Here is a 24694-nt window from a genome sequence, read left to right on the forward strand (position 1 = left end):
TCAAAATAGTTAACAGATCATTTACCTTTGTACCCGCTTTGTGGATATCCACAAATAATAATAACACTAAGGGTAATTATGACTTCTAATAATTCATTTAAAAAATGCGCTGTTGCGCTAACAATAAGTACACTATTTGCTGCCAGCTCAAGTATGGCAAATCCAGCACAAGCAATCGCACCTTCAATGGCTGAAACCTCAGCTAAAATGCAAAATCAAGGTGGGTTTGAAACTCAGTTTATTATCAAATATAAAAATAATAGCGATATGATGAGCACATCAACAGCTGACGCATCGCCTGCAATGATGAACAAAAAAGCGCAAAGCTTTGTAAAAAACTTCACCTCAAAAAAAGGTAAAGTTAAAGCTAAATATATCCGCGCAATGGCATTAAACAACCATCACGTAATGCGCGCTGACAAAAAGCTCAATGCTGAAGAAGCACAACAGTTTATGCAAGAAATGGTTAATTCAGGCAATGTTGAATACATTGAAGTCGATCAAATGTTAAAGCCATTTGCAACACCAAACGATCCTCGTTATGGCGATCAATGGCATTACTATGAGCAAGCCGGTGGTCTAAATCTACCAACAGCTTGGGATACTGCCACAGGTAGCGGCGTGGTTGTAGCTGTTCTTGATACTGGTTACCGCCCTCATGCTGATTTAAACGCTAATATTTTACCTGGTTACGATATGATCTCTAATCTATCAGTCGCTAACGACGGTAATGGCCGTGATAACGATGCTCGCGATCCGGGGGATGCAGTTGCAGCCGGTGAGTGTGGTAATAACGGTGCACAAGGTTCTAGCTGGCACGGTACTCACGTAGCAGGTACTGTTGCTGCGGTAACCAATAACGGTGAAGGCGTTGCTGGTGTTGCTTACGATGCAAAAGTAGTGCCTGTACGTGTATTAGGTAAATGTGGCGGTTTAACTTCTGATATCGCTGATGGCATTATTTGGGCCTCTGGCGGTAATGTATCGGGTACGTCGGCAAATGCTAACCCTGCTGATGTTATAAACATGAGTTTAGGTGGTGCAGGCGCATGTAGCTCAACAACTCAAAATGCGATTAACACAGCACGTAGCAACGGTACTGTTGTTGTTATTGCTGCAGGTAACGATAACGATAATTCTGCAAACTACAACCCAGGTAACTGTAATGGTGTTGTTAATGTTGCATCAGTTGGTCGTAACGGTGGCCGCGCATATTACTCAAACTACGGTAGTAATATAGATGTGGCAGCACCGGGTGGCGCACAAAGCTTTGCAAATGATTCTGAGGGTGTTTTATCTACTTACAACTCAGGTTCAACAACACCATCAAGCGACAGCTATGGCTTTTCGCAGGGTACTTCAATGGCTGCACCTCATGTTGCGGGTGTTGCAGCATTGATCAAGCAAGCTAAACCAAATGCGACCCCTGATGAAATTGAAAACATCTTGAAAACAACGACTCGCTCTTTCTCTGCAACATGTACTAGCTGTGGCACAGGTATTGTGGATGCTGCAGCCGCTGTTGCCGCTGCATCTGGTGGCACGCCACCGCCAACAACCGGTGATAATGAGCTCGTTGATGGACAAGCGAAAACAGGATTAAGTGGTGCGGCAAGTGCACAAGACTTTTACACTATGACAGTCCCAAGTGGTGCGACTAATGTTACTTTCACCATGAGTGGTGGTACAGGGGATGCTGACTTGTATGTACGTGCTGGCAGCAAACCAACCACCACTACATATGACTGTCGTCCTTATAAAGGTGGTAACAGTGAAGAGTGCTCTATCGATAACCCAACGGCAGGTACTTACCATGTAATGTTACGTGGTTACTCAGCATACACTGGTGTGAGCTTAGTTGGTAACATCACAGGTGGTTCAACCGGTGGTGGTTCAGGTACACCTCAAGCTGGTGGCGGTACAGTAAGTGATGTTTCTGCAACAGCAGGTCAATGGAAACATTACACGCTAGATGTGCCAGCTGGCATGGCTAACTTTACTGTAACAACATCAGGCGGCACCGGTGATGCAGATTTATTTGTAAAGTTTGGCAGCCAACCAACTAGCTCTAGCTATGATTGTCGCCCATATAAAAATGGTAACGCTGAAACTTGTACGTTTAGTAATCCTCAAGCAGGCACATGGCACTTAAGTGTTAATGCGTATCAAACCTTCTCTGGTTTAACGCTAAGCGGTCAATACCAGCCATAATCCATTCTCTCCTTAGATAAAAAAGCCGATACATATGTATCGGCTTTTTATTCAATAATTAAAACAACTTAGTTATAGCTTAGCTAAAACAGCTTCAGCACTGCTTATTACAAATTCTTTGTCTTGTTCTACAAATAATTGGTTAACAACACCATTGTCAACAACCATAGCGTAACGTTTCGAGCGCAAACCACCAAAGCCTGCGGTATCTTTTTCAAGCCCTAAGGCACGAGTAAAACTAGCATCACCGTCTGCAAGCATGTCTATATGCTCTGCGTTTTGTGACTCACCCCATGCTTTCATCACAAATGCATCATTAACTGATACACAATAGATAGCGTTAATACCTTTAGCCTTAATTTTATCGGCTAGCGCGATATAACCAGGCAAATGAGCATTCGAACAAGTGGGTGTAAAAGCACCAGGCACCGCAAATAGCACAACTTTTTTATCTGCAAATAATTCATTGTTAGTGAGTGTTTGCATACCTTCATCAGTAAGCTGAGATAAATTTACTGCAGGTATTGTCTGACCTTGCTCTATCATATTAATTCCTTAGGGTAATTACGTAGTCTTTTAGCATACAGATTAATGTTTAATTCGTCTTCGATTAATCGCTGTTGTTACCTAAACCTAAACCTTCTTTAATAGATATCATTTGCAACTCTAACTGCGAGCCTATATCAGCAACTAATTCACTCGACTCACTTACTTGGCTTTTCATATCATGCATTGATAGAGTAAAACCATGAAGCAACTCACTTTGTTGTTTAGCCAATTCCATTGCATCTACCGCAACTTTATTAGCCTGCTGCGCATTATCTGCAACTCCTTCAGAGTTTGCTTTAAGCTCTTGAGCATTTGCTGTTTGTAACTGTGCATCCTCAGTTAATGCATTGATTTGTTTATAGACTTCTTGAGAGTTTTCACTTAATAACGCCAATTGATCATTAATCTCTTTTAACGAACCTTGAGTTTGCATAGCTAATTGCCTTACCTCATCAGCAACCACGGCAAAACCCCGACCTTGCTCACCGGCTCTTGCTGATTCAATCGCAGCATTGAGCGCGAGTAAGTTTGTTTGCTCAGCGATGGTACGTATAACGGTAATAATATTACTTACTCCTTGCACCCCGCTCAATAACTCCTGAACACTATGCATTCCCTGCTCAATACGCTGCTGTGTATCTGAACTGGCATTAAGCATATTTTTAGCAAAACCAACACTTTGCTGCATTGCTTCATAGGTACTTTGAGCATTTTCAGCTGCAACAGCATTAATATGATTTACCTGCTCGCCAAGTTGCTGAATATTAAGAAGCAGCTCTTCATTGTGATTTACCTGCTGATAACTCGCATTACTTTTTTGGCCAATCGTGTGTAAATGCTCACTCATTTGCTGCATGAACTCGCTGACTACATTGAGCATATTTGCCTTCTCTTGAGCTTCTAGGCGCTGGCGCTCAATTAACTGGTTAAAATACTGCGCTATTTCACCCACCTCTGTTTGAGGGTTGTTTACTGTAATATTTTTTAACTCATTGCTTTCGATTAAGAATGCAAATCCATCTCGCAGCTGTCGCAAAGGCTGTAAAACCTGTTTACGTTGCCCCCAATAAACACCAAAAGCTAATATTACTAATCCACCTATCGCTATTCCAAATACCCAAAAAACTTGTTGTTTCACGGTATCTTGCTGCGCTTTTAATGTTTGCTCTGCTTCAATCACTGTTTTTGATAGTAAGCTAATTTGTTTTCGTAATTCATTTGTTCCTAAACGACGCTGTTTTGCTTGCGATAAAGTACTACTTAAATCGCGCAGATAGCGTTTAGGCCAACTCACCAACTCTGCTTTTATTTCAGCTGCCAAATCTTCCGGTTCCTCATCTACAAATAAAGTAAATTCATCAACCTCAGTCATTACCCCTAAGTTAGGTAACTGTTCAATTTTGACAGCCAGTAAATTTAGGTTTTTAATACTTTGTTGCAGACTTTTCTCTACCTCCGCTTGGTAATCATTTATTAATTGATAGGTCGATAAAGATAAATTAACCACTTCACTGTAATAATCACTCGCTAATTTATTATAGCTAAGGGCGTTGCTGGTTTGCGTTGATGCTTTTTGCGCATAATTAATAAGTGAAGAGGCTGAGCCCGCCATTTGTCTCAGTGCGTTATCTAACAGCGCCGTTTCATTACCAGAGAGTTTTCCAAGTGCTCTGTATTTACCATTAATATCTGTATTTAATGAAATTAATTGTGCTGATAGACGAGCCTCTAACTCAGGAGGCAGTGCTGTTAACTGTTGCGCTTTAAGCTGCTCAATCAAAGTTGATGATTTTATTAAATATTGGCTATTACCTTGTACTAAGTAACTCTCCAAATGATCGGCCAGCTCAACCATTATGCTATTTTTTAATTGGCTATATGCGCTATCTTGTTGTTGGAGTTTTAGTAATGTATGGCTTGCCCACAATAAAGTCGCAGCTAGAAGGATACTTGCTAACGTTAGTAAAATGGCTAATAAACGGGTAAAAAATGATACACGCATAAACATATCTCAAAACTGACATGCGCATAGAGTATTGAATTTTTATGACATTTTTATGTAATAAGAGTAATAAGAATAAATATTTAGAGGAGGCAGAGATAGTTAAACAGGATGTGAAATGACAGTGTATCCAAACAAATAAAAAACCGCGTTTAAACGCGGTTTTTTATTAAACGTTTATTTAAAGACCTGCACGGTCTTTAATAATAGGGATTAAAGCTGAACCTGCATGGTTTGCCTCAGCCCAAGCAATATCGGCACCATCTTCAAGTGAGCTTTTTGATAAGTTTTTAACAATGTACTCACCCGTATCAACCGCATTACTTGCAACAGCGTGACGAAGTAAGTTATTACCGTTACAGAAAACTGCATCATAGATATTACGAACTTTCACACGTGAGCTTTTTAATTTACTACGTAGACGATTTTTATCATCAGCAGCAATGTACTCACAAACTGAAACAGCTAACTGATCATCAGCGCTTGCAGGCGCAGTATAAGCGAACGAACCCGCTGCGATAGCAGCAATTACAACTAGCTTCGGTAATTTAATCATTGATTGGACACCCTATATTAATACTTTTTTCGTACTCGACTGTTTAATATTGTACCAACACGCTCAGATTTTGGCAATAATGTTAAGGAATTTTATTCAGAGTTACGAACTTATAACTATGTTTGTTTTTATCATCAGGCGCCATCAACATTTCATCTTCAATTTGCCAGTTTGCAACACTTTGGTAATCAGGAAATTGTGTATCCCCCTCAATATCTAGGTCAATAAAGGTTAAATACAATCGCTGCGCCTGCTCTAAGAACTGCTGATAGATGTTTCCACCACCAATAATCATCACCTCTGCAACATCATTAACAAGCTCAAGTGCAGCTTCTGGTGTGGTCACAGTTTCAATTCCTGATGCGTGATAGTCTTTATTGCGAGTAATAATAATATTACGACGCCCAGGCAGAGGCCGACCTATCGATTCAAATGTTTTACGTCCCATAATAACGGGCTTACCAGAGGTTACTTTCTTAAAGTGCTGAAGGTCGCCAGGTAAGTGCCATGGCATTTTATTATCTAAGCCAATGACACGGTTGTTTGCCATTGCTGCAATCATTGAAATTATCACACTAAACACCCAATACTTTATTATTAATCAAAGAAAAAGGAGCATTAGCTCCTTTTAAATATACACAATTATAATTAACGCTCGTAGACAACTTCTACGTCGTAATCATCTTCATCCCAATCATCCCAGTCATCATCATCGCCTTTAGTGGCTTTTTGATGGTAGGTATCCCACTTAAATTCAACTTCTTCGTCTGCAACTTCAACAAACTTTTCTTTAGGCATGTTATCAAGTAGCGTCATGATGTCGTGAATTAATGGCTGCGTATTTAATTTATTAATTGCGGCAATACTATAAATATTTTCAGATTCACCTAACTCTTCTGCAATTTGCTCACACATGGCCTTGGCTTCATCTTCAGGCAATAAGTCAATTTTATTAAATACTAACCAGCGTGGCTTTTCAGCAAGCTTAGGACTGTACTGATGCAACTCGTTGATGATTGCAAAAGCATTATCAACAGGGTTAGATCCATCAACTGGCATAACATCAATAATGTGCAATAACACACGACAGCGCTCTAAATGCTTTAAGAATCGGATACCCAAGCCCGCACCATCCGACGCACCTTCAATCAAGCCAGGAATATCAGCAATGACAAATGATTTATTTGCTTCAGGACGAACAACGCCTAAATTAGGGATAAGCGTAGTAAATGGATAATCTGCTACTTTAGGTTTTGCAGCGGATACACTGCGAATAAAGGTCGATTTACCTGCATTTGGTAAACCCAGTAAACCTACATCAGCTAATAGCATTAGCTCTAATTTAAGGTTACGTACTTCACCTGGTGTGCCGAGTGTTTTTTGACGTGGAGCACGATTAGTACTTGATTTAAAACGCGCATTCCCCAAGCCATGGAAACCGCCTTTTGCAACCACAATTCGTTGACCATCTTGGGTTAAATCCCCTAATGATTCTTGAGTATCAACATCTAGGATACGTGTACCTACCGGCACTTTTACAATCAGATCTTCACCTTTTTTACCAGTACAATTACGGCTTTGACCGTTAGTACCACGTTCAGCTCTGTGAAAACGCTCAAATTGATAGTCAATAAGGGTATTTAAGTTTTCATCAGCTTGTAGATAAACACTACCACCGTCTCCACCGTCACCGCCATCAGGTCCACCATCTGGAACATATTTCTCACGACGAAAAGACACGATGCCGCTGCCACCGTCACCAGCTTCTGCGCGAATTTCTACTTCATCTACAAACTTCATGATTACTCACTTTAGGGATTGGCTTGTTAATAACTCTATTATATACCCAAGCCGTGCTGATTGCAGGCTGGGCTTGGGTATATATTTTGCTTAAAACAAAAAACCCCGCAAAGGCGGGGTTTTTTAACTACCTTGCTGATTACTCAGCTACGATAGTTACGTATTTACGGTTTAAAGGACCTTTTTGTTCAAACTGAACTTTACCATCTGCTTTTGCGAAGATAGTGTGGTCTTTACCGATACCTACGTTTGCGCCAGGGTGGAAACGAGTTCCACGTTGACGAACAATGATGCTACCCGCTAGAACTGATTCGCCACCAAAACGCTTAACACCTAGGCGTTTGCTTTCTGAATCGCGACCGTTACGAGTACTACCAGCTGCTTTTTTATGTGCCATTTCTAAGTACCTCTAATTAAGCGCTAATGCCAGTGATTTTAACTTCTGTGAACCATTGACGATGGCCCATTTGCTTACGAGAATGCTTACGGCGTCTAAATTTAACAACCTTAATCTTCTCACCGCGACCGTGTGAAACAACCTCAGCTGTTACTTTACCACCGTTTACGAACGGTACACCAATCTCGATCTTCTCACCATCAGCAACTAAAAGTACTGAATCAAATTCAACTGCTGCACCAGTTTCAACGTCTAATTTCTCAAGACGAATTGTTTGACCTTCAGTCACACGGTGCTGTTTACCACCACTTTGGAAAACCGCGTACATAATTAACTCCGTCTGTGCGCCCTCAAATCGACGCAACTAAAATATTCTTCAATAGGGCGCGAAGTTTACGCTAATGCGAAAAAACTAGCAAGCCTCTTTTTGTAATTAAATGAATAAAAAGTAGCTGCATTGAGAGCAATTCAATATTTCCCCTATTTTATATTAAAATCCCCCTTTGCCAAGCGCTTTTTAACGGTTAGAGAAAATAAATTAGCAATAGCAAAGCAAGCCCATGTAGTTCAATTAACCGCCAAGGGTGATTCAAATTTAAACCACGCTGTTTAATCATTTATTCACCAAGTTAATAGGTCATTTAACCTACTTAAGGGTGTTTTTTTAAGGAATCATCACAAAATATCGAGCTAATGCGTTTTTTGTTGTACAATCTGCGCCGTTCACACATTAAAATTGGCTCGGAGATCAATGGATATAAAAGCTATCCAGGCGTTAATCGAAAGCGATATGAATGACGTCAATCAACTAATACATGCGCAAATGCGCTCAGATGTGGCGTTAGTTAATCAACTTGGTTTGTATATTGTTAACAGCGGTGGCAAACGTGTTCGCCCCATGTTAGCTATTTTGGCGGCTAAAGCGCTAGGTTACCAAGGCAAAGATCACATTACGCTAGCAACTATTATTGAATTTATTCATACCGCCACTCTTTTACACGATGATGTAGTAGATGAATCTAACTTGCGCCGTGGCACACCCACAGCAAATGCTGAATTTGGTAATGCCGCCAGTGTTCTCGTGGGTGACTTTATTTACACTCGCTCGTTTCAGCTAATGGTCGGCCTTGGCAAGATGCAGATAATGCAAATACTGGCTGATGCAACCAACATTATTGCTGAAGGCGAAGTACTGCAATTAATGAACTGCAATGACCCAGATACTACTGAAGCCAGTTATATGCAGGTTATTTATTCTAAAACCGCTAAGTTATTTGAAGCTGCAACCGGACTAGCTGCCATTATTACTGAGCAAGATGATAGTGTATTAGACGCACTTAATTTGTACGGTATGCATTTAGGCACCGCTTTTCAGTTAGTGGATGATGTTTTAGATTACAACGCCGATGCCGACCAACTGGGTAAAAACATTGGTGATGACTTAGCTGAAGGCAAACCTACACTACCATTAATTTATGCCATGCAACACGGTAGCGAGCATCAAACACAGTTAATAAGAGATGCCATAGAGCACTGTAATGGTATGGCGCATCTAGATGAGATACTCGCTGCACTTAAACATACCAATGCCCTTGAGTTCACAATGCAAAAAGCAGAGCAAGAAGCAGAAAAAGCGATTGCTTGTTTAGATTGCTTAGCTGAGTCGAGTTACAAGCAAGCATTAATTAGCTTAGCTAGAATAGCGGTTGACCGCGACCACTAAGTTTTACTGTGTAGATAATTCCGAGCAATAAAAAAGCCTGCAAATGCAGGCTTTTTTATGGGTTAATTTTGGCTATTACGCCATAAAATCAACACCTTCTTTAATGTCTTTTTTCAGCGTTTCAAGCATGTCATTCTTTGCTTGCTCTTCAAATGCGCTTAGTGTGCCGTAAGAAAGAATTTCTTCTACGCCATTTTTACCTAAACGTACTGGGTGTGCAAAGTACTCTGCATCGCCATTTTCAACAGCAACGTATGCGTAATCTACAACGTCTTCACCTTGTAAGCCTTTAACTAAAGACATACAAAAACGTGCAGCAGCAGCACCCATAGATAATGTTGCAGAACCACCGCCCGCTTTAGCATTAACTACTTCAGTACCTGCGTTTTGGATACGTGGAGTGAGTGCAGCCACTTCTTCATCAGTGAAAGTAACACCTTCAACTTGAGAAAGTAATGGTAGAATTGTTGTGCCTGAGTGACCACCGATTACTGGAACTTTAACACTTGCTACGTCTACGCCTTTAAGTTCAGCAATGAACGCTTCAGAACGGATCACATCGAGTGTTGTAATACCGAATACACGCTTAGCGTCATAAGTACCTGCTTTTTTAAATACTTCAGCAACAATTGGTACAGTGCCGTTAACTGGGTTAGTAATGATACCCACAAGCGCTTTAGGACAGTTAGCAACAATGCCTTCTGCTAATGTTTTGATGATACCAGCGTTAACATTAAATAAATCAGCACGATCCATACCTGGCTTACGTGGCATACCCGCTGGGATAAGAACGATATCACAACCTGTTAATGCTTTATCTAAATCGTCTGCACCAAAACCTGCAACTTTAACATCCGTTGGGATGTGAGAAAGGTCAACAGCAACACCAGGAACTACTGGCGCAACATCATATAGTGATAATTCAGAGCCAGCTGGTAAGCCTGTTTTTAATAATAAAGACAACGCTTGACCGATACCGCCTGCAGCACCTAATACAGCAACTTTCATTGGAATTCTCCGTGATTTGAGGTAGGAAATATTTGTGGTTCATAAGATAAAGAAATTAACGACTAAAAACAAATTTATCCTGCTTATTTTAGCTATATTTTCGACCATAGTTGTAAACTTTGCTGTTTAAACGCAGCAAAATGGCAACTTAAGCAAACAACTGCTGCATAATTATGCATTTTTGTGTAGAATTTGCAGTATCTATTACATAACTAATTAGACACTATGCAACCACAAGACAAACAAGAAGCATTGGTTAAAGCCTTTAAAGCACTTTTAAAAGAAGAAAACTTTGGCTCACAGGGCGAAATAGTTGATGCGTTAAAAGAACAAGGCTTTGATAATATTAGCCAAAGTAAAGTGTCGCGAATGTTAAGTAAGTTTGGCGCGGTACGCACCCGTAATGCAAAACAAGAAATGGTGTACTGTTTACCCGCCGAAATGGGAGTACCAACCGCTAAGAGCCCGTTGCGCCAACTCGTTATTGATATTATGCATAACGAAATGATGATTATTATTCGCACCAGCCCAGGGGCTGCTCAACTCATTGCGCGTTTACTTGATTCATTAGGCAAAGCAGACGGCGTACTAGGCACTATTGCCGGCGATGATACTATTTTTATCGCACCAGCTAAAATCTCAGAAATAGACCTCACACTAGAGCGTGTGCGTATTTTATTTGATACGGTTTAACCACTAACGCTTTGATTGAAACGGCTATGATCACTACGTAGCCGTTTTACAATTGTTATAACTGCTTTAAAAATCGCACTGAAGGGGCAAAAAATGCAGAGCCCATATCCGCCTGAGTAAAATCAAGCCAGTGGTCATAATCTTCCCCCTGCCCTAGTCGGCTAGTTAGCACTTTTTCGAATGCATCCCCTTTAGCAGAGCACGTGATCACTAACATACCTTGCTCATATACATCGCCATAAGGCATGCTTTGGTTGAGTAACAGTGCCTGACCTTGTTCATCTTTTAATTCACTGCGGGTTGCATGGCTACTTTCAAGTGCGGGACTGAGCAAGGTATTATCAAGGCGTGTGCGACCCATTATTTGCTCTTGTTCATGTAATGACAAATGCTGCCACAAGCTCAAGTCGTGCTTATAACGCTGCACATGAATGTAACTACCTTGATCTTCAAAACTATCAGGCTTATTAACTAACGCCGTTACACGTTTTTGACGGCCATGGGGAGTATCGCCTGCATAAATAAAGCCATTAAAGTCTCGGCCATCTAAAAAGCGAAAATTACGAATTTGCTCAACTAGCTCAACATCTGGGGTGAATAGCTTGAGTATTTGTAGTGCAAACAAATGGTTCACGTCCTCTCTATCCGAGCGGATTTGCACAAACAAATCACATGGCCTTGCACTCATAACAAAGTCGCTATGGGTAATATTAGGAAAGCTTTGCAGCTCGCTTGGCATGAAGTCAGGTAAAATATGCGGCCAATATTGGGCGCCAATTGCCACCATGCAAGAAAGCATAGATTCAGAGAACTGATCACTAAACTCATCTTCAATATCGCTCACTTGTTTAAGCTTAGCGCGAAGTGATTCGTCGTGACCATCAAGTACATTAAAAAATAAGTGCAAACCGTGTAAGTTTGCTTCAGCACAAATCCCTGATTGCGCTTGCGCCATTGTTATTCCTTACTTTTTAGAGCAAAACACAGTGATTAATTACGATTCAAAAAAATTCACCGTGTGCGGTTTTATTTTTATTATAACCTGTTCATTAATTTCAAATGACTGGCCATACTGAGCTGCAACTTCTATTTCTTGTTCAGCAATAACCACAGTGTATACATAAGCAGAGCCAATAAAGCGACTACTTAGTATAGTTACGCACTCACACTCCAGCTCGTTATCATTATTACTGGCAAGTTCAAGTTGATGTGGGCGCACATAAATAACACCCTTTTTAGCCACTGCGCATTGCTGTGGCAGTATTGATTTAACCACACCAAACTGTGTTTTATATCCAGTTGCTGTTAATACAGTTGCGCTTAAGTATATGCCCTGACCCAGAAATTCTGCAACCTCCTTTGAACTTGGTTTGGCAAAAAGCTGCTCTGGCGTGCCTTGCTGCGCAATTTTACCTTGATGCATAACCGCAAGCGTATCTGAAAATGCAAACGCCTCTTCTTTTGAGTGAGTAACAAACACTGCCGACACTTGCTGAGCTTTAATAATACGCCTAATATCGGCGATTAATTCAAATCGGACTTGGGTATCAATATTAGAAAACGGCTCATCTAACAAGAGTAAACTGGGTTTATAAGCTAATGCACGTGCAATCGCTACCCGTTGCTGTTGACCACCAGAGAGTTGATGTGGGTACCTATCGGCGCAGCCAATCAAATGCACAAGCTTTAACATTTCATCCACGCGAGCTTGTTTATCCGCTTTGCTCATACCGCTTAGGCCAAAGCCAATATTATTCGCTACCGTTAAATGTGGGAATAGTGCGTAGTCTTGAAACATCATACCAATATTACGATGCTCTGGTGACACAAACGTATTGGCATCACTGACTAATTTACCATCAATAAATACCTGTCCTTGCTTGGCCTCAATTAATCCTGCAATGGCTTTAAGCGTGGTGGTTTTGCCGCAGCCACTGGCACCGAGTAAACACACTATTTCGTCTTTACCTAAGGTTAGGTCTAAATCATCTACAACCTTAGTCCCGTTATATGCATAGCTCACGCCTTGTAAAATCAAACTACTCATTTAACTACGTTGCTCCATTGAACGGTTAATAAAATATAACGGAATAAAGCCCACCACCACTATAAATAAAGCTGATATAGAGGCCAGCTCTAATTGTTCGTCACTGACATATTGAAACACGTGCGTTGCTAAGCTTTCAAAGTCAAAAGGCCTTAGCAGTAAGGCTGCGGGCAGCTCTTTCATACACTCAATAAAGACCAATAAACCTGCGGTTAATAAGCCTCGGCGCAATAAAGGCAAATGCACTAAGCGTAATGTGCGGCCTTGGCTTTTCCCCATTGACTGACTTGCCATATCAAGCGAGGGGCTAATACGTGAAAAGCTTGACTCTATGGCACCATGAGCCACGGCGTAAAACCGCACTATATAAGCAAAAATAATCGTTAGTAAGCTGCCAGTCAGTAATAAACCAATATCTAAATCATAAGGAGTCAGAATACGGTTAATGGTATTTTCTAATAATGTGAGTGGCAACAATACCGCAATCGCTAATACTGTACCTGGTAACGCATACCCCGTACTTGCTAAACGCCCTGGTATAAGTGGGTTTGCTTGTTTTGCAATGCGCTGATAAAACACCACTAAAACACTCAGTGTTATCGTCACTGCACTAACCACTGCAGCCACTTTTAAACTTTGCCATGCATAGCTAAAAAATTCACTATTCCACGCTTGGTCAAAATACATCACTGCATATTTAAGTAATACAAACATAGGAATAATAAATGAGATTATTAAAATAAGGCTACAAAATCCCGTTGCTAACCATGCAGACTTACCTTTTAGGATATAAAGCGCCTCGCTGTTCACGCTCGATTGACGTTCAAATACAGCTTGGTTACGACGGCTAAAACGCTCGGTGATCAATGCTAAGAACAGCAGTAACAACATCACCCCTGAAATTTTTGCTGCTGCAGTTAATGAATAATAACCAAACCAGGTATCGTATACTGCGGTGGTTAGTGTACTGACTGCAAAGTAGCTAACGGTAGCAAAATCAGCCATGGTTTCCATACTGATCAAAGCCAGCGCAGCAACAATAGCACCACGAGAAAGCACCAAGCTTACTTTAAAAAAGCTTTTCCATGCACTTAATCCCATTAACTGGCTTGCTTGGACTAACTTAAAGGATTGTTCACGTAGTGCAGTTTTAAAAATTAAATATAAATACGGATAGAGTACCAGCGCAATCATGATGATAGCCCCTGGCAGAGTGCGTATATCAAAAAACCAGTAATCACTAGGTGACTGCCAACCAAACCACTCTCTTAGTGTTATTTGTATCGGCCCCGCGTAGTCGAGTAAATCGGTATATACATAAGCAATAATATAGGTAGGCATGGCAAGCGGCAGCATCAGTGCCCATTCAAACTGTTGTTTGCCAGGAAAACGGCAATAAGCGGTGAGCCAACCCAGTGGCAACGCAATCAGACAGCTAAGTAACCCTACACCTAAAACCAGCAATACGGTATTACTTATATAGTCCCACAGCACGGTATTCCACAGGTGGGTAAATACCTCTGAGTCGCCTTGTAAAGATTCTACTAGCAGAAAAAACAACGGGGTCGACAGTAATAACCCTGTCGACCACGCAATAAGCTGCCACTTCGACAGCTGAAATTTATAAGTCATTAAAGATCGAACTTCACCTCATCAATTAGCTTAAGGGCTAACGGACGATATTTGCTAATTTCATCAAGCGGTAAGCTGTCTTCCTTAAAGCTTCCCCATGATGCAACCAAACTTGAAAGCTTAACACCTGGCTTGACCGGGTACTCCATATTGAGCGAGGCATACATATTTTGCGCCTTATTGTCGGTCATATACTCTATAAGTTTCAAGGCATTTTCAGGGTTTTTAGCATACTTAGTAATTACCGCACCCGATACGTTAATATGCGAACCACGGTTAGTTTGGTTTGGAAAATTAATATTAACCGCATCTGCCCACGGTTTTTGCGCTTCATCTTGCAACATTTTACCTAAGTAGTAACTGTTACCTAAAGCTAAATTACATAAACCTTCTTTAACGGCTTTCACTTGCGCACGATCATTTCCCTGCGGCTTACGCGCTAAATTAGCTTTTACACCCTCAAGCCATGTTTTAGTCTGGACTTCACCATGATGAGCAATCATAGAAGCCACTAACCCTAAGTTATAAGGGTGTTTACCAGAGCGAGTACAAATTTGACCTTTATATTCAGGTGCAGCTAAATCTTCATAACTCAGCTCAGGTAATGGACCTAAACGCTCTTTTGAAGAGTAAACATTTCGCACTCGCTTAGTGAGCGCCACCCACTGACCATCGCCATCACGAAATGCAGCCGGCACATTCTTATTAACCTTCTCGCTATCAATAGTTTGCGTTAGCTTTAGCTCTTCTAATTGAATTAACGCACTAAAGTTAGACGTTAAAACTAAATCTGCTTTGCTGTGCTTGCCTTCACGCTTAACACGCTCGATTAGGCCTTTTTTAGCAAACACAACATTAGTTTTAATGCCTGTTTGCTGTGTAAAATCATCTAAAATAGGTTTAATTAAAAAAGGTTGTCTAAATGAGTAAATATTCACAACATCGGTTGCAACAGCAGGTGCTGAGATAATTAGTCCAACGACAAGCGCTAGTGTTTTTTTCATATTTTCTTACCTGACTAATAATTATTATCATTAATTTTACCGCGATGAACTAAAAAGTGCACACTTTATATAATTACTTAGTGATAAATACGCCCAAAAAAGAAAACCCTTGTAAGATATCTCTTACGCTTATGGCAGTAAATGAGTAAAAACACCCTGCATAACACCCCATAAATACAGCAAGCCATTGTATTTTAAATAATTTATAAATATTTCATTTGTAAGAACATAAACCATAAGCGGTTTTATCCTACATTTACTGCAAATCACTCTCTATAATTAACCCATAAATAAGCAACGACGCTTACCGAGTAAATGGAAACGGATTAACTACTCGAATACCAAGGTTTGGTTTTTAGGATAACAGGGATTTAAGGACAGGCTCAGGATGAGTATCGCAATGGATTGTTGCACAAAGGATAGCATCAGGATGATGCATAATGGATAACAACAGCGGAATAGTTGTTTATAAAGGATAGGGAACAAAAAGGACAGGCCTTAAAGGCAACACAACGGAATGGTAACAAAGGGAATGCACTCGGATGTGCAATAAGGATTGGTAATAGATTTTACCTTACAGGATGTTTTAGGGATTTATGGAGACAGGCCCGGATAGCCTATATTACATAGAACTAGAAAGTAATATTGTAATAACACGGAACGTAAAAATTGGAGTTGATTAGGTTCAATTGCAGGATGCAACAAAGTTAGAAGATTCCGCAAGCGCGACTAGAGATGGTTCGCGCTTTTCTTTTGCCTGAAAATCAGCGGTCAGCCAGAATTATATATATTCAAACTATGAACAAGCATTAAATCCAGCTTTTTCGTATTAATACCCTGCACTTTATTCCGGCCTGCCTTTGTTACGCTTACCGAGTAAATAGGCGTCGCGAAACTTAATAAAATGCTGCTCTAATTTAGTACTTGCATCAACCTCATTCGCTAATGCTAATACCATAATAGCCACCTCTGCCGTACCTAACTGGTGAGCATGGGGTGCTACACGTAATCGGTAATCTGAGAGCTTTTCTGCGGTAATAGAAAGCACGGGCAAATTATCTAAATAAGGACTTTTGCGGATCATTTTTTTAGCTTCACGCCATGTACCATCTAAAAATATAAACAATGGCTGTTTACCTGCAAGCGTTTCAACCTGCGTTACTACCCTGTCAGTTTCAACATCTTCTGCCGGAAAAATCACAAAAGGCTGATACTTATCATTATTCAACAAGGCTAACAATGCCGGATCTGGGGAGGTTCTATCCCAACGAAACGCATAATTATCAGGAACTATTTCCGCAATTAAACGCCCAGTGTTAGACGGTTTAAAACTTTCATTGTGATACATCAATAAACATACAGCAGCATCGCAGCTTGCGTACTCAGCGCCCTCACAAATACAGTAATGCTTGGCAATTAAGCATTGTTCACAGCGATCCATTTTTCCACCACGGGCATTAAACTCACGTCGAGATTCACTTATTTGCTGGGCACGCAATGCTAAAACTGAATTTTTTAAACTCTGGGTCACTGTGGTTAATTACCTATAAACTGATGGCTGCGCATTGTAGCTAAAATAAAAGGGAATAGATATCAGCTATCAGCTATCAGCTATCAGCTATCAGCTATCAGCTATCAGCTACAAAATTTTGCTCATATTAACTTAAGTGTCAAGGGAGCTTGTCTTTACTGACGGCTGACGGCTGACGGCTGACGGCTGACGGCTGACGGCTGACGGCTGACGGCTGACGGCTGACGGCTGACGGCTATAAAAACAAAAAACCCAAGCCGAGGCTTGGGTTTTTTTATCGCGATTAACTAAAAGAAATTACTTCTTCTTTTTAACTGCTTTTTTGTTTGGTAAATCAGTGATTGAACCTTCAAAAATTTCAGCAGCAAGGCCGATTGATTCGTTCAATGTTGGGTGAGCATGAATTGTTAGCGCTAGGTCTTCACCATCTGCACCCATTTCAATACCTAGACCGATTTCGCCCAGCATTTCGCCTGCGTTAATACCAATCATAGCACCACCGATAATACGGCCGCTTTCTTTATCAAAAATAAGCTTAGTAGAACCTTCAGTACGTGAAGAAGCAATAGCACGACCCGATGCAGCCCAAGGGAATACAGCTGTTTCAATGCTTAAACCTTGCTCTTTCGCTTCTTTTTCAGTTACACCCGCCCATGCAATTTCAGGGTCAGTGTAAGCAATTGAAGGAATACACTTAGGATCAAAGTAATGTTTTTGACCAGAGATAACTTCTGCTGCAACATGGCCTTCATGAACCGCTTTATGCGCAAGCATAGGCTGACCCACTAAGTCACCAATCGCAAAAATATGTTCTACGTTAGTACGTAATTGCTTATCAACGTTAATAAAACCACGCTCATCAACATTCACACCCGCTTTATCAGCGTCTAACATGTTACCATTTGGTGTACGACCTACAGCAACAAGTACTTTGTCATAACGTACTGGCTCTGCCGGTGCATTTTTGCCTTCAAAAGTAACATATAAACCGTCGTCTTTTGCTTCAACGCCAGTTACTTTAGTTGAAAGCATCACGTTAAACTTGTCTTTAACATGCTTTTGGTAAATTTTAATGATGTCTTTATCAGCAGCAGGTACAAGTTGGTCAGCAAATTCTACAACGTCAATTGCAGAACCTAGTGCACGATAAACCGTACCCATTTCTAGACCAATAATACCACCACCTAAAACAAGTAGTTTTTCAGGAACATCTTTAAGCTCTAGCGCACCCGTTGAATCAATAACACGATCATCTTCTGGGATGAAAGGTAAGTTTACAGGTTTAGAACCCGCAGCAATAATTGCGTTATCAAAGGTAATGGTTGTTTTACCGTCAGCGCCTTCAACGTCTAAAGTGTTGCTACCAGTAAATTTACCGTAACCAGATACAACTTTTACTTTACGCATTTTAGCCATACCGTCTAAGCCACCTGTAAGCTGGCCAACAACAGACTCTTTCCAAGAACGAACTTCATCTAGGTCAATTTTTGGTGCGCCAAAAGTAACGCCGTGAGATGACATTTCTGCAGCATCATCAATCACTTTAGCTACGTGTAAAAGTGCTTTAGAAGGAATACAACCAACATTAAGACATACACCGCCTAATGTCTCGCGAGATTCTACTAATGTAACTTCTAAGCCCAAGTCAGCAGCGCGAAAAGCCGCAGAGTAACCACCAGGACCACCGCCTAGTACAACAACTTGAGTTTTTAATTCGTTGCTCATGCTATTACCTTTATTGTTTGAACGGGACACAGCCCCAAAATTTAACTGCCATGTTTCTGCAAGGCAGAAAAGGGCATTTGTGCAAATATTGTATCATTGCAAATGATAAAAATCCCAGCTAAAAACAACTGGCTGGGATTTGATTTTATTCACTCTAAAGTGATCACATCACTAACTGACGTATATCACTCATGTAACTTGCAAGAGTAACAGTAAAGCGTGCAGCAAGTGCACCGTCAATCACTCTATGGTCGTAAGACATTGAAAGTGGAACCATTAGCTTAGGTTCAAACTCTTTACCATTCCACTTAGGCTTCATTTCAGATTTAGACACACCTAAAATAGCCACCTCTGGTGCATTCACAATCGGCGTAAATGCCGTACCACCAATACCACCTAGGCTTGAAATAGTAAAACAACCACCTTGCATATCTGATGAACTTAACTTGCCATCACGCGCTTTAACAGATACTTCCATTAGTTCACGAGAGAGTTCAATAATGCCTTTTTTATCAACATCTTTAAATACTGGCACAACCAAGCCATTAGGCGTATCAACCGCTACACCAATGTTGATGTACTTTTTAAGGATTAAGCTTTCGCCATCCTCAGAAAGTGATGAGTTAAATGTCGGGAACTCAGCAAGCGCTTTAGCTGCTGCTTTCATTACAAACACGAGTGGCGTAATTTTAACACCCAGCTTTTTCTTCTCGTTAAGCGCGTTTTGCTCTTTACGGAACTGCTCAAGGCTCGTGATATCCGCTTCATCAAACTGGGTAACATGTGGAATTTGTACCCAGTTACGGTGTAAGTTTTTACCTGATAGCTTTTGAATACGAGAGAGTTTTTTCTCTTCAATTTCACCAAACTTAGCAAAATCAACTTTTGGCCACGGAATTAATCCAAGCTCACCGCCACCGGCATTGCCTTTAGCTGCAGGTACTTGACCAGATTCAACTTGCTTAACCAGTTGCTTAACATAGTTTTGCACGTCTTCTTTAACAACACGGTTTTTACGACCTGTGCCTTTTACGTTCGCAAGGTTAATACCAAACTCACGTGCTAAACGACGAACCACTGGCGATGCATGAGCATAAGCGCTGTTGTTTTCAAAGCTCTCAGCACTTGCTTTTTCAGGCGCAGCAGTTGGTTTTGACTCTGCTTGAGCCGCTGGCTTAGATTCAGCCTTTGGCTCGTCTTGTTTTGCAGGCGCGTCACTTGGTGCACTACCCGCCACTTCAAATACAAAAATCAATGAGCCCGTTTTAACTTTATCGCCTGTTGCCACTTTAATTTCTTTTACAGTACCTGCAAACGGTGCTGGTACTTCCATGGCGGCTTTATCGCCCTCAACGTTTAAGATAGATTGCTCTTCTTCTACGCTATCGCCAACGGCAACCATGACTTCGGTTACTTCAACTTCGTCATCACCAATATCAGGCACACTAACTTCTTTTGTGCTTGATGCTGATGCTTGTTCAGCAGGCTTCTCTTGTGCTTTTGAATCAGCTGCAGGGGCACTTTGGTTATCACCACCAGCGACTTCAAAAACAAACACTAATGAGCCCGTTTTCACTTTGTCACCAGTATTTACTTTAATTTCTTTTACTGTACCGGCAAAGGGGGCTGGTACTTCCATTGCCGCTTTGTCGCCTTCAACGTTTAAGATAGATTGCTCTTCTTCTACGCTATCGCCAACCGCAACCATCACTTCAGTCACTTCAACTTCGTCATCACCAATATCTGGCACTGTGACTTCTTTGGTTGATGAAGCCGATGACGCAGCAGGTGCTGCTTCCTCGGTTTTTTCAGCTTCTTTAGAGTCAGCAGCAGAATCTTGCGCTTCACCGTCAAAGATGAACACTAAAGTGCCTGTGGTAACAGTGTCACCCACATTCACTTTAATTTCTTTTACCGTACCGGCTTGTTCAGCAGGTACTTCCATCGCAGCTTTATCACCTTCAACACTTAATAGTGATTGGTCAACTTCAACTTTATCGCCAACGCTCACTAGTATTTCGGTTACTTCTACTTCATCGCCACCGATATCAGGTACTTTAATTTCAATACTCATTGCAAACCTCTTATGCGTACAGTGGATTTAGTTTGTTAGTGTCAATGTTGAATTTTTTAATAGCTTCAACAACCACTGACTTTTCAACTTCACCACGTTTAGCAAGTTCAGATAATGTCGCAACTACCACGTAGCTTGCGTTAACTTCAAAGTGACGACGTAGGTTTTCACGGCTGTCTGAACGACCGTAACCATCTGTACCCAATACTTTGTAGTTATTGCTTGGAATAAATGAACGCGCTTGTTCTGCGTAGTTTTTCATGTAATCCGTTGCAGCAACAGTTACTGAATCGTTTAATACACTAGTGATGTATGGCGTTTTTTGCTCGCTTTCTGGGTTAAGCATGTTGAAACGTTCAACATCTTGTCCATCACGGGTAAGTTCATTGAATGAAGTTACTGAGTAAACATCAGACGCAATACCAAACTCTTCGCTTAAAATTGCTGCAGCTTTACGCACTTCAGTCATGATAGTACCTGAGCTTAATAGCTGTACGTTGGCTTTTTTACCTTCGTAGCTTTCTAGCTTGTAGATACCTTTACGAATACCTTCCTCAGCGCCTTCTGGCATGGCTGGCTGATGGTAGTTCTCGTTCATTAACGTAAGGTAGTAGTAAATGTTTTCTTGATCTTCACCGTACATACGACGAATACCGTCTTGCACGATAACCGCTACTTCAAATGCATAAGTAGGATCGTAAGAAATACAGTTAGGTACCGTGTTTGCAAGAATGTGACTGTGGCCATCTTCATGCTGTAAGCCTTCGCCATTTAGCGTTGTACGACCCGCTGTAGCACCTAATAAGAAACCACGTGCTTGTTGATCCCCTGCCATCCATGCCATGTCACCAACACGTTGGAAACCAAACATAGAGTAGTAAATGTAGAATGGGATCATCGGTAAGTCGTTGGTGCTGTAAGATGTTGCAGCAGCAACCCATGACGACATTGCACCTAGCTCGTTAATACCTTCTTGTAGTACTTGTCCTGAGGTTGCTTCTTTGTAGTAAGAAACAATGTCACGGTCTTGAGGCGTGTAGTTTTGGCCATGCGGATTATAAATACCGATTTGACGGAATAAACCTTCCATACCAAAAGTACGTGCTTCATCGGCAATAATTGGCACAATGTTTTTACCAATGCCTTTATCTTTTAATAAGATATTAAGTGCACGTACAAAGCCCATAGTGGTTGAAATATCACGTTTTTGCTCTTCAAGTAACGGCTTAAACGCATCTACTTCTGGCAACTGTAATTTTTCAGAGAACTTAGCGATACGTGTTGGCGTGTAACCTTGTAACGCATCACGACGAGCATGTAGGTACTTGTACTCTGGAGAATCTTTTTCAAGCTCTAAGTAAGGCAGCTCTTTTAATTGCTCTTCTGATACTAAATCATCTAAGCCCAAGCGTGAGCGTAAGTGAGCCACATGCGACATATCCATTTTCTTAACTTGGTGCGCAATGTTTTTACCTTCAGCCGCTTCACCCATGCCGTAACCTTTTACTGTTTTAGCAAGGATCACTGTTGGGCGGTCTTTAGTCTCTTCTGCTTTTTTAAAGGCTGCAAACAGTTTTGAAGATTCATGACCACCACGCTTAAGCGCAAAAATTTCGTCATCGGTCATATCAGCAACAAGTGCCGCTGTTTCTGGGTAACGACCAAAGAAATGTTCACGTACGTACGCGCCATCTTTTGCTTTATATGTTTGGTAATCGCCATCAACAGTTTCGTTCATTAGCTGTAGTAGTTTACCTGTGGTGTCTTTAGCAAGCAGAATATCCCAACCGCTACCCCAAACAAGTTTAATAACATTCCAGCCAGCGCCTTTAAATAGCCCTTCTAGCTCTTGAATGATTTTACCATTACCCATTACAGGGCCATCTAAGCGCTGTAGATTACAGTTAATTAAGTAACATAGGTTATCTAGCTTCTCACGCGCAGCAAAAGAGATAGCACCACGTGATTCTGGCTCATCCATTTCACCATCACCTAAGAACGCGTATACACGTTGGTTTTTAGTGTCTTTTAAGCCACGACCATCTAAGTACTTTAAGAAACGCGCTTGGTAAATTGAAGAAATTGGACCTAAACCCATAGATACCGTTGGGAACTGCCAAAACTCAGGCATTAATTTAGGGTGAGGGTAAGAAGGTAGGCCATTGCCATCTACTTCCTGACGGAAATTATCAAGTTGTTCGGCGCTTAAACGCCCCTCAACAAATGCACGCGCATAAATGCCCGGAGAAATATGACCTTGGTAATATACTAAATCGCCGCCATCAACATCATTTGGCGCTTTAAAGAAGTGGTTAAAACACACCTCATAAAATGCAGCAGACGATTGGTAAGACGCCATATGGCCGCCTAAGTCGAGATCTTTTTTCGATGCACGCAATACAATCATAATCGCGTTCCAGCGAATAATTGAACGAATACGGCGCTCAAGATTTACATCACCAGGGTAGGCAGGTTCTTGATCAACCGGAATCGTATTAACGTAGTTTGTGTTAATGCCTGTTGGCATATCAACACCGTCTAAACGGGCTTGCTCTAACACTTGCTCAAGTAAAAACTGAGCTCGTTCAACACCTTCTTCGCGCACAACCGATTCAAGAGCTTGTAACCACTCTTGTGTTTCTAGCGCGTCTACGTCAATTTTATTGACTTCAGACATATGGAGGTTTCCTTATGTTTAAAATACTAATGTATGTATTGAATACTTCACTGTTGAATCAAGTTAACAGTGAATGTACTTGCTTAATTTTGTTTGGTGCGTCTTAAACTACGTTCAATTCGCGAATGCTCTTTACCCGCTTCAAGCAATGCTTCTTCAATATAGGCTAAATGCGCATTACTCGCTAAGCGAGCTTGTTCAGGATTACCGTCAATCACTGCATCCATTAATAAACGCCTGTGTTCGGCTAATTGGCTGCTTATATCTGACTTTTTAAGTAACACTGTTAAATTTTGTAAAACATTCTGCTCAAGTAAGCTTCGCATCCCTCTTACTAAATGCAGTAACACTACATTATGAGATGCCTCTGCGATGCAAAAATGAAAGTCATTAATCGCTTTGGCTTTTTGCTTTAATTCATCTTTAGCTAATGCAATCTGATCAAAGCTCTGTTTTACTTTTGCAAAATCGTTGCTTGTTCCGCGAAGTGCTGCGTAATAAGCCGCAATTCCCTCTAGCGCATGACGAAATTCTAATAAATCAAATTGCGATTCGGGGTGTTTACTGATCAAATCAAACAACGGATCAGTCAGCCCCTCTTCCAATTGATTTTTTACATACGTTCCACCACCTTGACGACGGGTTACAAGCCCTTTTGCCTCAAGCTTTTGAATGGCTTCACGCAACGACGGACGCGACACTTCAAATTGCTTAGCGAGTTCACGCTCCGGTGGTAACTTTTCTCCTGGTGCTAACGACCCCTCAAGAATCATGTTCTCAAGTTGTTGTAAAATAACATCAGATAATTTTGCCGCTTTAATTTTTAAAGACATCAATCAACGTCCGCGTTGTATAAGTGCTAACAGCCCATAAAACAAGGCTTTTAACTGAATGACCTGACCAAAAGGTAAATTGGTCATACCAAATTTTGCAATACGTTATCAAAAACCGTAATTACTGTCAATTTACAGCAGTTTTAAAGCCCTAAGGCCAGCGTAACGTAATTTAAACAAAGTTCAAATAATACACAGATTACAGAGAGTAAAGAAAGGTTAATAAGATCAA

Annotated in this window: 20 protein-coding genes; 3 read left to right on the forward strand and 17 right to left on the reverse strand. The window is 41.0% G+C overall.

Features of this window, described 5'->3' with window-relative positions:
* Positions 1–78 precede the first annotated feature (78 nt).
* On the forward strand, positions 79–2211 hold the full coding sequence (locus BW139_RS14040) for a S8 family peptidase (protein WP_076920073.1): 2133 nt from the start codon (positions 79–81) through the stop codon (positions 2209–2211).
* A 72-nt stretch (positions 2212–2283) separates the two neighbouring features.
* On the opposite strand, the gene BW139_RS14045 is transcribed toward BW139_RS14040, so the two are convergent.
* From BW139_RS14045 to rplU, 7 genes are all read right to left on the reverse strand, one after another.
* Positions 2284–2757 (reverse strand): peroxiredoxin, encoded by a 474-nt coding sequence (locus BW139_RS14045; protein WP_076920074.1) that lies wholly within the window; start codon positions 2755–2757, stop codon positions 2284–2286.
* Positions 2758–2821: 64 nt separating this feature from the next.
* A complete protein-coding gene (locus BW139_RS14050; RefSeq protein ID WP_076920075.1) occupies positions 2822–4762 on the reverse strand; it encodes a methyl-accepting chemotaxis protein in 1941 nt (646 codons plus the stop codon).
* 181 nt (positions 4763–4943) lie between these two features.
* Positions 4944–5318 carry a DUF3718 domain-containing protein gene (locus BW139_RS14055; protein WP_076920076.1) on the reverse strand — a complete coding sequence of 125 codons (375 nt, stop codon included), beginning with the start codon at positions 5316–5318 and terminating at the stop codon, positions 4944–4946.
* An 82-nt stretch (positions 5319–5400) separates the two neighbouring features.
* Complete coding sequence (gene folA, locus BW139_RS14060; protein WP_175611414.1) at positions 5401–5892, reverse strand: type 3 dihydrofolate reductase; 492 nt, start codon at positions 5890–5892, stop codon at positions 5401–5403.
* A 74-nt stretch (positions 5893–5966) separates the two neighbouring features.
* Positions 5967–7118 carry an Obg family GTPase CgtA gene (cgtA, locus tag BW139_RS14065; protein WP_076920078.1) on the reverse strand — a complete coding sequence of 384 codons (1152 nt, stop codon included), beginning with the start codon at positions 7116–7118 and terminating at the stop codon, positions 5967–5969.
* Positions 7119–7257: 139 nt separating this feature from the next.
* The gene (rpmA, locus tag BW139_RS14070) at positions 7258–7515 is read right to left on the reverse strand and encodes a 50S ribosomal protein L27 (protein WP_008114963.1); all 258 of its coding nucleotides are present in this window, start codon (positions 7513–7515) and stop codon (positions 7258–7260) included.
* A gap of 16 nt (positions 7516–7531) precedes the next feature.
* Entirely contained in the window at positions 7532–7843 is a 312-nt protein-coding gene (gene rplU, locus BW139_RS14075; RefSeq protein WP_004587921.1) for a 50S ribosomal protein L21, read from the reverse strand.
* A gap of 423 nt (positions 7844–8266) precedes the next feature.
* Between rplU and ispB the strand changes: the two genes are divergently transcribed.
* Positions 8267–9238, forward strand: a complete 972-nt coding sequence (gene ispB, locus BW139_RS14080) for an octaprenyl diphosphate synthase (RefSeq protein ID WP_076920079.1) — start codon at positions 8267–8269, stop codon at positions 9236–9238.
* Between the two features lie 75 nt (positions 9239–9313).
* On the opposite strand, the gene mdh is transcribed toward ispB, so the two are convergent.
* The gene (mdh, locus tag BW139_RS14085; protein WP_008466462.1) at positions 9314–10246 is read right to left on the reverse strand and encodes a malate dehydrogenase; all 933 of its coding nucleotides are present in this window, start codon (positions 10244–10246) and stop codon (positions 9314–9316) included.
* Between the two features lie 225 nt (positions 10247–10471).
* On the opposite strand from mdh, the gene argR reads away from it, so the two are divergent.
* Positions 10472–10939, forward strand: coding sequence for a transcriptional regulator ArgR (gene argR / locus BW139_RS14095; protein WP_008466460.1), 468 nt, complete (start codon positions 10472–10474; stop codon positions 10937–10939).
* A gap of 55 nt (positions 10940–10994) precedes the next feature.
* Here argR and BW139_RS14100 read toward each other — a convergent pair whose 3' ends face one another.
* From BW139_RS14100 to pdhR, 9 genes are all read right to left on the reverse strand, one after another.
* Positions 10995–11894 carry a Dyp-type peroxidase gene (locus BW139_RS14100; protein ID WP_076920080.1) on the reverse strand — a complete coding sequence of 300 codons (900 nt, stop codon included), beginning with the start codon at positions 11892–11894 and terminating at the stop codon, positions 10995–10997.
* Between the two features lie 39 nt (positions 11895–11933).
* A complete protein-coding gene (locus BW139_RS14105) occupies positions 11934–12986 on the reverse strand; it encodes an ABC transporter ATP-binding protein (RefSeq protein ID WP_076920081.1) in 1053 nt (350 codons plus the stop codon).
* Complete coding sequence (locus BW139_RS14110) at positions 12987–14618, reverse strand: iron ABC transporter permease (RefSeq protein ID WP_076920082.1); 1632 nt, start codon at positions 14616–14618, stop codon at positions 12987–12989.
* Positions 14618–15622: a Fe(3+) ABC transporter substrate-binding protein gene (locus BW139_RS14115; RefSeq protein WP_054201948.1), complete on the reverse strand. Its 1005-nt coding sequence runs from the start codon at positions 15620–15622 to the stop codon at positions 14618–14620. The genes BW139_RS14110 and BW139_RS14115 overlap by 1 nt, the downstream gene beginning before the upstream one ends.
* 844 nt (positions 15623–16466) lie before the next feature.
* Complete coding sequence (locus tag BW139_RS14120) at positions 16467–17153, reverse strand: tRNA-uridine aminocarboxypropyltransferase (protein ID WP_076920083.1); 687 nt, start codon at positions 17151–17153, stop codon at positions 16467–16469.
* A gap of 297 nt (positions 17154–17450) precedes the next feature.
* Positions 17451–18878 (reverse strand): dihydrolipoyl dehydrogenase, encoded by a 1428-nt coding sequence (gene lpdA, locus BW139_RS14125; protein ID WP_013465928.1) that lies wholly within the window; start codon positions 18876–18878, stop codon positions 17451–17453.
* Between the two features lie 163 nt (positions 18879–19041).
* Positions 19042–20952, reverse strand: coding sequence for a pyruvate dehydrogenase complex dihydrolipoyllysine-residue acetyltransferase (gene aceF / locus BW139_RS14130; protein ID WP_076920084.1), 1911 nt, complete (start codon positions 20950–20952; stop codon positions 19042–19044).
* A 10-nt stretch (positions 20953–20962) separates the two neighbouring features.
* Entirely contained in the window at positions 20963–23629 is a 2667-nt protein-coding gene (gene aceE / locus BW139_RS14135) for a pyruvate dehydrogenase (acetyl-transferring), homodimeric type (RefSeq protein WP_076920085.1), read from the reverse strand.
* A gap of 83 nt (positions 23630–23712) precedes the next feature.
* Positions 23713–24462, reverse strand: coding sequence for a pyruvate dehydrogenase complex transcriptional repressor PdhR (gene pdhR / locus BW139_RS14140; RefSeq protein WP_076920086.1), 750 nt, complete (start codon positions 24460–24462; stop codon positions 23713–23715).
* Positions 24463–24694: the final 232 nt, after the last annotated feature.

The organism is Pseudoalteromonas sp. SK18 (genome assembly GCF_001974855.1).
In the GTDB taxonomy this organism is placed as follows: Bacteria; Pseudomonadota; Gammaproteobacteria; order Enterobacterales; family Alteromonadaceae; genus Pseudoalteromonas.